This is a genomic window from Anaerococcus sp. HMSC065G05 (assembly GCF_001812365.1).
Taxonomy (GTDB): Bacteria; Bacillota; Clostridia; order Tissierellales; family Peptoniphilaceae; genus Anaerococcus; species Anaerococcus vaginalis.
This window is the reverse complement of record NZ_KV808689.1, coordinates 53127-66423: the sequence shown is the minus strand read 5'-3', so window position 1 is coordinate 66423 and position 13297 is coordinate 53127. Positions and strand designations below refer to the sequence as shown.

Genomic DNA, 13297 nt, shown 5'->3' with positions numbered 1-13297 from the left:
CTCCTAAAAGATATTCTTTGACCTTAAAATTATATTTGAATAAGGTGTATTTTCTCCAGTCCTTATAACAAATTTAACGTCTTTTAATTTTTTCTTAAATTCTTCATGAGATATATATTCGCATTCAATATCTGGCAAAAGTTTTTTAATATTTTCTTCTTGACTTGGATTTTTTTCTTTGATTTCTTTTGCCAAATAATAATATTCGCAACCAAAATCACTAAGCAGAATTTCTAAAACATCTATAAACTTAGGTTCGCCAAGTTTAAGTGCTAAGTCAATCTTTTTGTCAGAATCAATTGGCAAACCACAATCTCCAACAGCTATTAAGTCTGTGTGTCCCAAATCAGAAAGTCTTTTTGAAATTTCGCTATTTAATATTCCTTTTTCTTTCATACATTCTTCCTTTCAAATTCTTTTACATCACAAAGGCTTGGAATAGATATGCTAGCCCCGCTTTTTGTTACGGAAAGAGCAGATGCTAGGCTTGCAAATTTCAAACAATCCCTTACATTTTTTCCTTGATAAAAATATGATACGAAAAATCCTGTAAAAGTATCTCCAGCTCCTGTGCTGTCGACAGATTCAACTTTTATTCCTTCTTGTTTGATTTTCTCATTTTTATTTACAAAAATTGAGCCTTTACTTCCAAGTGTTACAATCAAATTTATATTTGGATAAGTAGCCATGAAATAATTAATGCTTTCATCTATATTATCTTTATTTGCTATATTCTTTGCCTCTATTTCATTTACCAAAAGCAAATCTATTTTATTAAAATCAAATTCTTTTATCTCATCTGTTATTGGAGAAGGATTTAAAACTATTTTCATTCCCTTTTCATAAGCCTTATCTATCAAATATTTCATAGAGCTTATTTCATTTTGCAAAAGCAAAATGTCATCTTTATCAAAATTATCCAAAACTTCATCTATAAATTTTTTGTCATTATCAAAATTTGCTCCCTTGTAGAGAACTATAGAATTTTCTCCCCTATCATCAACTTGGATAATCGCATTTCCTGTTAATTTATCAGATTTTTTTATATATTTGGTATTTATATTCTCACTTTTTAAATAATCAATAAGAAAAATACCATCATCTCCTACGCTTCCTGCGTGATATACATTTTCAAAACTTTTGCTAAGAGCAACAGATTGATTAAGTCCCTTTCCACCTGGTCTTTTTTCAATGCTTTTTGCACTTATAGTTTCTCCTGGCTTTACAATATTTTCTACTCTAAAAAATATATCAATATTTAAAGAACCAAAATTTAGTATTTTCATTATTTTTTACCTACACTTTCCCCAAAAGCCACAAAAGGCTCTACCATAACTTTTTTATTATTTTTTCTTCCATTTATCAAATCATCCGCCATTTCAATAGAAGATTTTGCTATCATTTCCAAATTTTGGTCAATTGATGTTAATTTGGGACTAATTAAATTATTTAAAAATAAATTATCATAACTTATCAAAGAAATATCTCTTGGAACTTTTATTTTGTTTTCATCAAAATATTTCAAAAGTCCGTATGAAGACATATCAGCAAAAGAAAAAATAGCATCAACTTTTTTTTCTAAAAAAATTTTTCCAGCCTTGTAACCACCTTCATAAGAATAATCCCCATGAATTATATTTGAAGAATCAATATAAATATCATTATTCATAGCAGCTTTTATGGCACCAGATAATCTTCTTGAAGAATTTGCAGTAGACCTTGGACCTATTAAAAGCCCAATATTTTTAAATCCTCTATCAATTAAATATTGCATGCCCAAAAATCCACCTTTTTCATTATTGCCAGTAACTATGTGAGTTTTTCTATCATCAAAATCAACCTCATCCAAAAAAATAATATTATTTTTTCTTACTAGCTCGTCGTCTAAATCTTTCATATTTCTATCAACTAGCAAAGATGCTCCAATAACATTGCTAGTAACCATATTAATAAATTCTTGCTTTTTAATATTTTTATTATTAGTATTGTGAATGTACAAAAAATAAGAATATTTTTCTGCATAATAAGTAAGATTTTTAACTAACAAAGAAAAAAATGGATTGGAAATATCTGGAATAAGAGCCATAATCACATTGCTTTTTTTACTAGCAAGAGCTTTGGCAAAATTATTTGGATTATAACTAAGAGTATTTGCCGCTTCAATTACTTTTTTTCTAGTTGCATCCGATATTTTGTTGTTAGTATTATTCAAAACCATAGAAACTGTTGTAATAGATACTCCAGCAAGTTTTGCTACATCTTTTATATTCGCCATATCGACCTCGTTAAAACGTTTTAATTAATTATAATATATTCTTTTATTAAGGCTTTGTCAATAGATTTTTTCTATTTATTAAAAAAATATGAAAATATTTAGCAAATTATTCTATAAGTATTTTTATAAGTAAATAAAAATTTTTTCGATTGTTTTTGAAATTTTTTAGCTTTAATCCTTTTAAAAAAATTATTTTTCAATTAAAAAATCGCACTGAAAATATTTTATTTTTATCAATGCGATTTTTATAAATAATTTTTATTTGGAAAAAACATCTGAAATTACTTCTTTTATATTTTTCATCTCTTTTATTTCTAAATTTTTGTATTCTTTTTTATCTATTGAACACTTGCCTATATAGGCTTTTTTGTAGCCTAGTCTTTCTAGCTCTTTTAATCTTGATTTTATTTGTGGAACTTTTTTAAGCTCTCCTGTAAGTCCTACTTCTGCTATAAAAACCGTTTTATTGTCGACTGGTTTTTTTAAATATGATGAGGCTATTGAAATCATTATGGCAAGATTTACTGATTGCTCTCTAATTTTTAGTCCGCCTGTTGCTTTTATTATTACATTTTCGTCAAATAAATTTATGCCTGCTCTTTCTTGTAAAATTGAAATTAAAGTATTTAAGTCATCTTTTCTCAAACTATCTCCAATTCTTTGGGGATAGGGCATAAATGATTTTGAAACCAAAGATTCTATTTCAATTTCCAAAAGCCTACTTCCTTCTTTCATCACAGAAATTGCCGATCCTTCAATTGCTGAATCTCTTTCTGTAATAAAATATTCTGACGGATTTGTAATTTCGATTAGACCTTCTTCTTGCATAGAAAATAATCCGACTTCGCCCGTTGGTCCAAATCTATTTTTTGTACTTGTCAAAAGTCTTAAATCGTCTTCGCTTTCTCCGTCCAAAACTAAAACCGTATCAACCAAATGCTCCAAAGTTCTAAGCCCTGCCATTTCTCCAGATTTATTCATGTGGCCTACCATAATAAAGGCTCTTTTTTTCTCAGGATTTTTTGCAAGGTCAACGCATTTATTTGCACATTCAATAGTTTGGGTAGGAGAACCTTGTTTGTTATCAAATTCGTTTAGAAAAAATGTTTGAACTGAATCTAAAATTACAATATCAGCATCTTTTTTCTTTATTTCAATTTCTGCAAGATCCATTGAATTTGTTGATAAAATCCAAATATTTTTTGAAATTTCTCCAATAATTCTATCAGCTCTTGCTTTTATTTGAGATTCACTTTCTTCTCCAGAAACATACATTACCTTAAAACCATCTTTCGCATAAGACGAAGACAATTGCAAAAGCAAAGTAGATTTTCCAGCTCCAGGTCTTGCTGTCAAAATTGAAACAGAATCTCTTACAAGCCCTCCGCCAATTGCCCTATCAAATTCGTCAAAAGAAGATTTTATTCTTTCAGACTCATCAAGTTTTACTTCTTTTAATAGCCTTGCCTCATTTTCAAAATCAAGGGAATTTTCTTTTGATGATGTCCTTTCATTTTTTATGGTTTTTTCAATCAAAGTTCCCCATTTGCCACATTCTGGGCATTGACCTGCCCAAACATTTTGAATATGACCGCAATTTTTACATTCAAAAGCTCTTTTAAGCTTTGCCATTAATCTCTCCTAAAACATAATTTACAGAAAATTTCTCGCAAGCTTTTTTTGGATCTTCCTTATAAATTTTTTCAAATTTATCTCTCAAAGTTTCCTTTTCATCAATTAATTTTTCTATTGATGAGAGATAGTTTTTTTCATTTTCATCAAGTCCAGCTTTTGCAAGAGAAATAAAATATTTTATCCATTCGCAAATAGATTTTCCCTCATATTTTGCATCAAAGCCGTGCTCTTTTGCATCCATTTTTAATTTTTGACAAGAATCATAAGTCATATTTTTAAAATCTTCTCTCAATTTATTTAGATTTTCTTCATTATAAAATAAACCCTTGATTAAGGCTGGAAAAGAAAGATTGTATGGATAAGAAACTGCATCAGGCATCCTAATTTCTATATATTTTTTAACCCTAACATCAGGAAAAACTATAGAAAGAGCGTGGAAAATCATCTCATCAGAAAAATCTTTATCCATTATTTTTTCAAATTTTGTATTCCCCTTATAAACATCTTGTCCATCTTCATGAACAAAAATTATATCAGTGTTTAAAATTTTTTCTGCATATTTTTCATAAGACATATCCTCATCAAAGGCAAAATCATAAACGCCCGTCCTATTTTTGTCACAAGCTTCCCAAATTTCTTGGCGAAGATTTTTATTTTCATAAGGCTTTCCTTGGAAAATATAGGCGTTATCATAAAGAGTGTACATAAAAGGAGAAAGAGCATTTGCCACGAAAAATTTCTTTTTAAAATCTTCTTCATCTGAAAAATCTATGGCAGATTGAACACTTGCAGTTCCTCTCATCATATTTAAAGCATATTTTCCACCAAATTCAGTAAAATATTTTTGCATATATTTGTACCTATCTTTTGGAATAATATTCAAATCCATTATTTTTGATTTTGGATGATAGCCCAAGGTTTCAAGATATTGATTTTTTTCATCAAAAATCGGAACAATTTCTCCCATAATTTTTTTATAAGAATTATCCAAATCATTTATATTTTTTTTAGCATCAATTGCAAGTTCAAATTGACCAGCAGGCTCAAGATTTACAGCAATATCTTCTTTTCTAAGACCAAGAATATATCCATCTTCCTCGTTTGTCACAGAAAAACCCATACCCTTTAAATCTTTCAAAGTACTGCCCACGCCCTTTTCTCCAAAATAATCATAAGAAAAAAGCTCATCCTTATCTATAACAAAATGCTCCATTTCTAGACCAATTTTAAATTTTTCCTTTTGGCTTTCGCCAGATTTTATATATTCAACAATTTTATCTTTTTTTTCTTGATAATTCACAACATCCTCCAATTTCTAGACATTTTTCTACTTTTAATATACCCTTTTTACTTTAATAATAAATTTGCCTATATTTAACTTAATAATTTATATCAAAAGCAAAATAATTTTAAATATTTTATCTTTTTCTTGTAAATGTATATAATATAATTAAGAAAAAATCAAAAATTTTTACGTGATTATATTTAATAAAAATATAATTTAAATAGTAAAAAAGGAGGAGATATGAAAAAGAAATTAGCACTAATTTTTACTATGGTTTTAATCTTTTCATCTTGCGCCGGAAAAACTATAAAAAATAATCAAAAAGAACCTGAAACAAAAAGCCAAACAAAAGAAACTCAAAAATTAGAAGAAGATAATTCAAACGAAAAAGTTTCTCAAAAAACAGAAAAAGACAATGTAGATAAAAAAATCGCAAAAGATAAGACAGACCAAAGCGAAAATCAAAAAACAAATACTACCAATAATCAAAATAATTCAGAAAACAAAACTCAAACTGTACCAACTCCTAGCCAAAAAAAATCTTATGTAACATTTACAAATCCTGACCTATCAGATAATTCTAATAATTATCCTGAAGTTTTAAACGATTTAAATGGAAAAGAATTTCGATTTTCATCTGGAGCTGGCGGTTGGTGGACTATATTGAATTTTACAGAAAACGGCAATTTTACAGGTGTCTATAAAGATTATGATGCTGAGAGTGTAGCTGTTTGTGAATTTAATGGAAAATTTTCAATTGATTCAAAAGTAGATGAAACTTCCTATACTTTAAGACTTGATAGAGCAGAAATAAATAGTCCAGTAAACACTGAAGAAGTTCAAAATATTGATGGACAAGATATGACAGTAAAATATGTCGATCTTCCTTACGGATTTGAAGCAAGTGAAGAAAATATTCATTCTTTCCAAGATAAATTCACCTTATACCTCCCTTTAAGAAAAAGATCAGAAATGAGTGATGATGTAAACTACTGGTTAGATATAACTATTAATCCATTTATAGAAAAAGACATAAGTAGAGTTTACATACTTGTAAACGAAATAAATCAATTTCCTTTCAGAGAACAAGTAAAATAATGAAAGCATATTATAAAAAAGATAAATTTATTTTTGAAATTGAATATAATGAAAAAATTGAAAAAATTACTTTGGTTGATAAAGAAAAGTCTGGCAAAAAATCTTTTGTTTCAAATTTTGCTTTTGAAGAAATTTCTGCCTTTCTTGATGGGAATTTAAAAAAATTTTCTTTTGAAATAAATCCTCAAGGGACAGATTTTCAAAAAAAAGTTTGGAGAGAAATTGAAAAAATCCCTTATGGAAAGACTATAACTTATAAGAAAATTGGCGAAAAAATAAATTCTAAGGCCTACCAAGCTATTGGCTCTGCTTGTGGAAAAAATCCGATTTTATTAAGAATTCCCTGCCACAGAGTTGTAGGGAAAAATAATTTGGGCGGATTCTTTTATGGACTTGATTTGAAAAAATATTTATTGGAGCTTGAAAAAAATGTAAATGAATTGTAATAGGAATTTTTCTTAGGAAATTTTAATAGCTTAGGCTTTTTAAAATTTCCTAAGATTTTTTTCTTTTAATATTTCTATAATTTTTTCCAAAAAATTTACTTTGAACTTGGCTCTATCATATTATAACAATCTCTGATTTTCCCAGTTTTTTTCAATTTTTCAAACATTTCCAAAACATCTTTTGACTCAAAAAGTCTTTTTTCAAAAGCATTGTAATCTTTTTTTTCAAAAATTTTCTTAAAATATTCAAATTCATAAAAATACAAATCTTTTTCTTTTTTTATATCAATAATTTCAAGCTTTCCATCTGAAAAACATTCAATTTTTTCTGCCTCTTGAATATTTCCCAAAACTTTTATATAGCCTTCTTCGCCTTGGATTATTATATAATTTTCACTTTTACTGTCTTTGGCATTGGTAAATGATACAGAAAAATCTCCATAAGAGATCAAACCTTGCCCTGCAATATCAACGCCGTATGGATTTATATTTCCAAAATATGAATAATCTTTTCCTTTTCCAAAAAGTTCATAAATCAAATGCAAATTATAAATTCCAAGATCTGCCAAAGCTCCTGCAGAAAATTCGCTTTTAAAAATATTTTCAACAACTCCTTCTTTATATTTATCAAATCTTGATGAATATTGGGAATAATTAATCATACAAGTGGAAATTTTTCCGATTTTTCCCAAAAGATTTTTTAAAAGCTCAAGGCTTGTCAAATATTTTATGGAAATCGCCTCAAATAAAAACAAATTTCTTTCTTTTGAAATTTTTATTAAATCATCAAGCTCTTTTGTATTGGTAAAAAATGGCTTTTCACAAATCACATTTTTATTTGCCAAAAGACACATTTTTGCCTGCTTATAATGCAAAGAATTTGGACTTGCTATATAAACAAAATCGATTTTTGGATCTTCGAGCATTTTTTTAAGATCATCAAAAGATTTTTCCGCCCCAAATTTTTCTTTCAAATAATCAGCCTTTTCAATAGACCTAGAATAGGCTCCATAATAATCATATCCGTCCATTTTTACCACTGTTTTCAAAACATTTTCAACTATGAAATTTGAACCTATGCTCACAAAATTAATCATATAACCCCCTATTTTTTACCCTAATATAAAAAATAATTATAGAAATTAAATAACACATTATAAATAAATATTTCAAAGAAGATCTTTTAAAGACTAAACTTATTAATAAATCAATAAAAAAAGATGGAAGAATTGATTTGATATAGGTTTTTCCTATATATTTATCTCCAACCATTGATTTTGGATATTCTGTAAATATAGGCTTATTATGAAATAACAAAACTATATTCTCACTTGCCAATGTAGCAAGAATTAAAATTATAATATCAAAAAAATCTTTGATACCTACTAATTTATATTTTAACAAAAAACTAAGTAGGAAAACCAAAATTACTAGCACACCTGTAAGAAAAATTGTGAATAAATTTTTACTTAAAATATATGATAGAATATTATTTTTATTAAGCTTTTTCTTATCCTCAAAATAAATTTCGTCCGAAAGACAAGCCTCTCTAAAAATAAGGGAGGTCAAAAGAGAAATAAAAAAATAAAATAAAAATATTAGACCTCCTCCATTTATCAACAATTTCAAAGATAGATATACCATAGCTAAAATTGTAAAAATAATAAAAATTAATTTTTCATCAAAATATTTTTTGAATGTATCTTCTAAAAACATAAAGCCTCCCGATAAATTTCTACCCAAAATTTGGGTAGATAAATACAAGGAGGTACTATGAAATATTATTTATTGATTGGCTTATTAGTATGGATTATCTTTATCAAATCCATACAAAATAAAATAATTACTAAGACCATGTTTTTACCAATATATTATTTTATTTGCCTAGGACTTTTTTTGATTTTATTTTTGATAATTTACAAATTTTCTTTTACTTTTCTAGATTTTTCCATAATTTTTTTGATAAGTTTTGGATTTTTCTTATCCTTAAAAAGTAAAGGAGTTACAAAAAATTCTATTATTATTTTTGAAAAAATTCCTGTTTTCCCAAAATTTATAAAGTTTAAAGACATAAAAAATATAGAAACTATAGAAAATTCAAAATATCCAAAGTGTAGAATTTGGGCTTATGGAACTTTTTATGATTTTTACTTTAAAGATTACAAATATATAGTGATTTTTAAAAATATTTTTGAAAATTACATAGATCATAAAATTTAATCTAGTATATGATTAAAAATCTTAAATTTAAAGCCTAGGTAAAATAAGTTAGCATTATACAAAATATAATTTTATTTTACATAAGATATAAATATCTAATAAAATTTATAAATTTCAACTATGTAAAATAAAAAGATTAGTTCAAATTTTAAAATTTTTCTATTATTGCCTCGACATTATAAATTCAAATAAAACAAATTTATGTGATCAGAATTCTTATATTTAAATGAATAATTTTTTACAACAGACATTTATTTTTACATTTTACACTAATCAGTTAATAAAAAACTTTTATAATTTTTAGTTTTAACTATAAGCTCAACATTTATTTTCATAATGATTTTACAAGTTTCATTTTTCCAAATATCAAATTTAAAATATAAGTTTTAAAGATTTAATAATAGAAAAAATTTTTATAGCTTAGATTTTAAAGTTTATCCCTATTCATATTGATTTCATTGGTTTTTTTATATTTTCGTAGAGAAGTTTCTTCATCCATTTATTTTAAAATTTTAAATGATAATGCAAATCATTCTTGACATTTATTATTTTTATTGCTAATATTTAGTTGTCGATAGTTAATTAACTAAAAATACAAATTTATAAATTAAATAATAAGGAGAATAAAATGAAAAATAAAAAATCACTTAGTTTAATTGCCCTTTTATCTTTGGGCCTTGTTATGACAGCTTGTCAAAAAGATCAAAAAAATGATGAGACTTCAAGTTCAAATGTTTCTCAAGAAATGAAAAAAGATGATGCTTCAAATGTAAGCGATTCTTCTTCAAATATTGAAGAGAAAAAAGAAGATTCAGCAGAGGTAAGTCTTTCTGACTGGGAAGGCGAATGGAATGATATGGGCGGATATCTTGACAAAGATGAAGTTCAAAGTGCTTTTAAAACTTTAGCTGAAAAAGAAAAAGTTGATGAAAAAGAAGCTAAAGAAAATTATTTAAAGAAAAGAAAATGTGATTTTGGTGGTCTTGAAATAAAAGATAATAAAATCAAATTCTTAAAAGATTTCCCTGATAAAAAAGGTGAAGTTATCGGTGAAAGCGAATATAAATATGTTGGAAAAGAAGAAGTTGAACATGGTGGCCATAAATTAGAATGGGATATTTTTGAAGCTGTAAATGATGATGCGCCTTATAAATTTATTCTTATGATGCCAATTCACGGAGAAGAAAGCCTAACACATTTCCACATGAGATATGGCGATGACAAAGATAAATTATTAAAAGATGAAGGATGGTTCCCTACTTTTGTAAAACCAAACACAACTGATGCACAAATAATTGATGAAATTACTGAATAATTTATGTGGGTTGAAATTTTTCAACCCTCTTTCTAAGGAGGAAGAATGAAAAAAAGATATATAAGTTTTTTTGTTTTCTTGCTTTTTCTTTTTAGCTCTTGTGCAAACAAGAATGAACACTCTTCCGATAAACCTTTGGTTTATACTTCCTTTTATCCTGTTTATGAAATGACAAAAATGATTGGTGATGACACGATAGATGTAGAATCTTTTATGCCCCTTGATAAGCAACCTCACCTTTGGGAGCCAAGTCCTAAGGATATGAAAAAGCTAGCAAAGTGTGATCTTTTGGTTGTAAATGGAGCTAACATGGAACCTTGGCTTGATAAGGTTAAGGAAAATTTACCAAATCTTGATATTTTAAAATTATCCGATTCTGTTGATCTTATTACTTATAAGGGAGCAGCAGCTATTGGTGATTTTCAATATATGTCTAAAGTAAATTTAAAAAAAGGAAAAAATAAATTTGATTTTGGTCACACTCATGAAGATATGATGAGGGTTGCCTTTATAAAAGATGATGGTACTCGTGGAGAAAATTTGGTAAAAAAATGTAAAGATATAATGAGCCAAAAGGGAGAGTTGATTCATCAAAAAGAAACTTTCGATCTTGAAGAAGGAAAGGTTTATGGACTTGAAATGGGACATGAATCTGGAGAAATTTTCTTTAATATTCCAAAAGATGGAGATTATATTTTTATAAGCGACAGGATAAGTGAAGATCTTCTTCCATATAATTTGGTTGGAAGTAATGGTAAATTTTTAAAAGATGAAAAAAAGGAAGAACCTTTGATGGAAGGTTCATCTTCTGGATTTGATAAAATAACTTATGATCCCCATTCATGGTTATCTATTACCAATGCAAAAAAATATTTGAATGCTATCAATGAAAAATTAACCGAAAAATATCCGAAAAACGAAAGAATTTATAGGAAAAATAAATTAAAGTATGTTGATAAACTTACTGATATTGATGCAAAATATAAGGAGAAATTTTCAAAAATTGATAAAGATAAGAGAAATTTCTTGGTAATTCATTATGCCTATGCTTATATTGCAAGAGATTTTGATTTGATTCAATATCCACTTCAAGGTCTAACAAGTTTAGAAAATCCTAGCCTTAAAACTATAAAGAAAGCCATAGACTTTTCTGAAAGCAAAAATATTTCCACAGTTTTTTATGAATATGGACAAAATCCAAAACAAGCTCAGGCTTTGGCTGAAGAAATTGGTGGAAAAATCTCTCCTCTTGCTTCTATGGAATATGTTAATAAGGAACAGGAGAAAGGTAAACTTAATTATATTGATCTTATGGAAATGAATCTTGAAAATCTCTACAAATCTATGACTGAGGAGGAAAATAATGAAAGCAGTGTCAATAAATAATTTGAATTTTTCTTATTCACAAATTCCTGTTTTAAAAAATTGCAATTTGAATGTTGATGTCGGTGAATTTACGGTAATTCTTGGTGGAAATGGTTCAGGTAAATCAACTTTAATAAAACTTATGCTTGGAGAATTAAAAAATAATAGTGGAGAAATTAAAATTCTTGGCAAAAATATTGAAGATTATGTTTCTTTTAAAGACATTGGATATGTCCCACAAATAAATATAGTAAATAAAATTGCCTTTCCTATAACTTGCCTTGAACTAGTTTCATTAAATCTTTACGAAGAATTTGGTCTTATTAAAATCCCCAAGAAAAATCATTACCAAAAAGCAAAAGATATACTAAAAAAAATGGGTATGGAAAATTATATCAACACTCCTGTAAATGAATTGTCAGGAGGTCTTGCTCAAAGGGCAATGATTTCAAAAGCTATGATAAATGATCCAAAAATTTTAATTCTTGATGAACCGACAGCAGGAGTTGATAAGTATTCTAAGGACCATTTTTTTGAAACAATAGATTTTCTTTCAAAAAAATTTAATGTAACTATAATTATGGTTACTCACGAATTAAAAGAAATGGAATCTTTAAATATTAAAATGACAAAATACGAAATGATAGAAGGGAGTTTAAAAAAATGCTAGAATTTGCTTTTATGAGAAAGGCACTTCTTTTGGGATTTTTACTTTCTATTATGATTCCTATAATAGGAATTGTAATGGTAAATAGAAAAACTTCCATGATAGGTGATGCCCTATCTCACACAGCTCTTGCTGGAGTTGGAATGGGATTAATATTAGGTTTTGATCCTCTTTTGGGATCGTCAATTGTTTGTATTGTAGCTGCCTTTTTGATAGAACTTATAAGAAAAAAACTTCCCCAATATGGAGATATGGCAACAGCAGTTATTATGAGTACTGGTTTAGGAATTGCAGCCATTCTTTCAGATTTTGCTCCAGGTGGAAATTCTTTTGAATCTTACCTTTTCGGATCAATTTCATCAGTTACAGATAGAGATATAGTAAATACAAGTATTGCCTTTATTTTGGTTTTAATATTATCAATTTCAAGATATTCATCTCTTTTAGCTATAGCAATAGATCCAAATACAGCTAGGCTTTCTGGAGTAAAAGTAAAAAGACTTGATGCATCTTTTACTCTCCTTGCAGCCATAACTATAGCCTTGTCTGTAAAAATAATTGGAGCTTTAATGGTTACAAGCTTAATAGTTTTACCAGTAGCAACAGCCTTAATTATTGCTAAAAGTTATAAACAAACATTTTTTATAACAATTACACTCGGCGTAATCTATATGATGCTTGGTATTATTCTAAGTTATCAATTCGATATAAAACCCGGTGGAGCAATTGTTGTAAATGCAATAATAGGAATGTTAATATTTGTTTTATATAAAAAGTTAAGAAAAAATAAAGTATAAAAATTGGGCTTTTACAGAATCTTATATTTTGTAAAGCCCATTTTAAATTTAAAAATTTCACTTAAATTCAATTCGATTTTATAACTTTAATAAAATTAATATTTTAAATATAGATTAAATTGATTTATAAATATTTTTTTGATAAAATACCTATATGTTGTGCGAATGTTTTCTAAAGGAGATTTCTTATGAAA

14 protein-coding genes are annotated in these 13297 nt (G+C 27.1%); 7 read left to right on the top strand and 7 right to left on the bottom strand.

Annotation, left to right across the window (positions count from 1 at the left end; all coding sequences use genetic code 11):
* Positions 1-3: 3 nt before the first annotated feature.
* The 5 genes from rbsD to HMPREF2852_RS02005 form a co-directional block, all read right to left on the bottom strand.
* Entirely contained in the window at positions 4-396 is a 393-nt protein-coding gene (gene rbsD / locus HMPREF2852_RS02025; protein ID WP_004839714.1) for a D-ribose pyranase, read from the bottom strand.
* Entirely contained in the window at positions 393-1286 is an 894-nt protein-coding gene (locus tag HMPREF2852_RS02020; protein WP_070605655.1) for a ribokinase, read from the bottom strand. The genes rbsD and HMPREF2852_RS02020 overlap by 4 nt, the downstream gene beginning before the upstream one ends.
* Positions 1286-2275: a LacI family DNA-binding transcriptional regulator gene (locus tag HMPREF2852_RS02015; RefSeq protein ID WP_070605653.1), complete on the bottom strand. Its 990-nt coding sequence runs from the start codon at positions 2273-2275 to the stop codon at positions 1286-1288. Before HMPREF2852_RS02015 ends, HMPREF2852_RS02020 begins: the two co-directional genes overlap by 1 nt.
* A gap of 258 nt (positions 2276-2533) precedes the next feature.
* Entirely contained in the window at positions 2534-3907 is a 1374-nt protein-coding gene (gene radA, locus HMPREF2852_RS02010; RefSeq protein WP_070605651.1) for a DNA repair protein RadA, read from the bottom strand.
* Positions 3894-5210 (bottom strand): glutamate-cysteine ligase family protein, encoded by a 1317-nt coding sequence (locus tag HMPREF2852_RS02005; RefSeq protein WP_070605649.1) that lies wholly within the window; start codon positions 5208-5210, stop codon positions 3894-3896. Before HMPREF2852_RS02005 ends, radA begins: the two co-directional genes overlap by 14 nt.
* A 225-nt stretch (positions 5211-5435) precedes the next feature.
* Between HMPREF2852_RS02005 and HMPREF2852_RS02000 the strand changes: the two genes are divergently transcribed.
* Entirely contained in the window at positions 5436-6293 is an 858-nt protein-coding gene (locus HMPREF2852_RS02000; protein ID WP_070605647.1) for a hypothetical protein, read from the top strand.
* On the top strand, positions 6293-6739 hold the full coding sequence (locus tag HMPREF2852_RS01995; protein WP_070605645.1) for a methylated-DNA--[protein]-cysteine S-methyltransferase: 447 nt from the start codon (positions 6293-6295) through the stop codon (positions 6737-6739). The genes HMPREF2852_RS02000 and HMPREF2852_RS01995 overlap by 1 nt, the downstream gene beginning before the upstream one ends.
* A 95-nt stretch (positions 6740-6834) precedes the next feature.
* Here HMPREF2852_RS01995 and HMPREF2852_RS01990 read toward each other — a convergent pair whose 3' ends face one another.
* Together HMPREF2852_RS01990 and HMPREF2852_RS01985 are read right to left on the bottom strand one after the other, a co-directional pair.
* The gene (locus tag HMPREF2852_RS01990; RefSeq protein ID WP_070605643.1) at positions 6835-7836 is read right to left on the bottom strand and encodes a Gfo/Idh/MocA family protein; all 1002 of its coding nucleotides are present in this window, start codon (positions 7834-7836) and stop codon (positions 6835-6837) included.
* On the bottom strand, positions 7829-8455 hold the full coding sequence (locus tag HMPREF2852_RS01985) for a hypothetical protein (RefSeq protein ID WP_070605640.1): 627 nt from the start codon (positions 8453-8455) through the stop codon (positions 7829-7831). Before HMPREF2852_RS01985 ends, HMPREF2852_RS01990 begins: the two co-directional genes overlap by 8 nt.
* A gap of 57 nt (positions 8456-8512) precedes the next feature.
* Here HMPREF2852_RS01985 and HMPREF2852_RS01980 point away from each other — a divergent pair, with 57 nt between their 5' ends.
* The 5 genes from HMPREF2852_RS01980 to HMPREF2852_RS01960 all read left to right on the top strand — a co-directional run bounded on the left by HMPREF2852_RS01980 (position 8513) and on the right by HMPREF2852_RS01960 (position 13103).
* The gene (locus HMPREF2852_RS01980) at positions 8513-8959 is read left to right on the top strand and encodes a hypothetical protein (protein ID WP_070605638.1); all 447 of its coding nucleotides are present in this window, start codon (positions 8513-8515) and stop codon (positions 8957-8959) included.
* A 628-nt stretch (positions 8960-9587) separates the two neighbouring features.
* Positions 9588-10274: a ZinT/AdcA family metal-binding protein gene (locus HMPREF2852_RS01975; protein ID WP_070605637.1), complete on the top strand. Its 687-nt coding sequence runs from the start codon at positions 9588-9590 to the stop codon at positions 10272-10274.
* A gap of 45 nt (positions 10275-10319) precedes the next feature.
* Positions 10320-11660, top strand: coding sequence for a metal ABC transporter substrate-binding protein (locus HMPREF2852_RS01970; RefSeq protein ID WP_070605635.1), 1341 nt, complete (start codon positions 10320-10322; stop codon positions 11658-11660).
* Positions 11638-12309 carry a metal ABC transporter ATP-binding protein gene (locus tag HMPREF2852_RS01965; RefSeq protein ID WP_004839696.1) on the top strand — a complete coding sequence of 224 codons (672 nt, stop codon included), beginning with the start codon at positions 11638-11640 and terminating at the stop codon, positions 12307-12309. The genes HMPREF2852_RS01970 and HMPREF2852_RS01965 overlap by 23 nt, the downstream gene beginning before the upstream one ends.
* Positions 12303-13103 carry a metal ABC transporter permease gene (locus tag HMPREF2852_RS01960; RefSeq protein ID WP_070605632.1) on the top strand — a complete coding sequence of 267 codons (801 nt, stop codon included), beginning with the start codon at positions 12303-12305 and terminating at the stop codon, positions 13101-13103. The genes HMPREF2852_RS01965 and HMPREF2852_RS01960 overlap by 7 nt, the downstream gene beginning before the upstream one ends.
* The last annotated feature ends 194 nt before the right edge of the window (positions 13104-13297 follow it).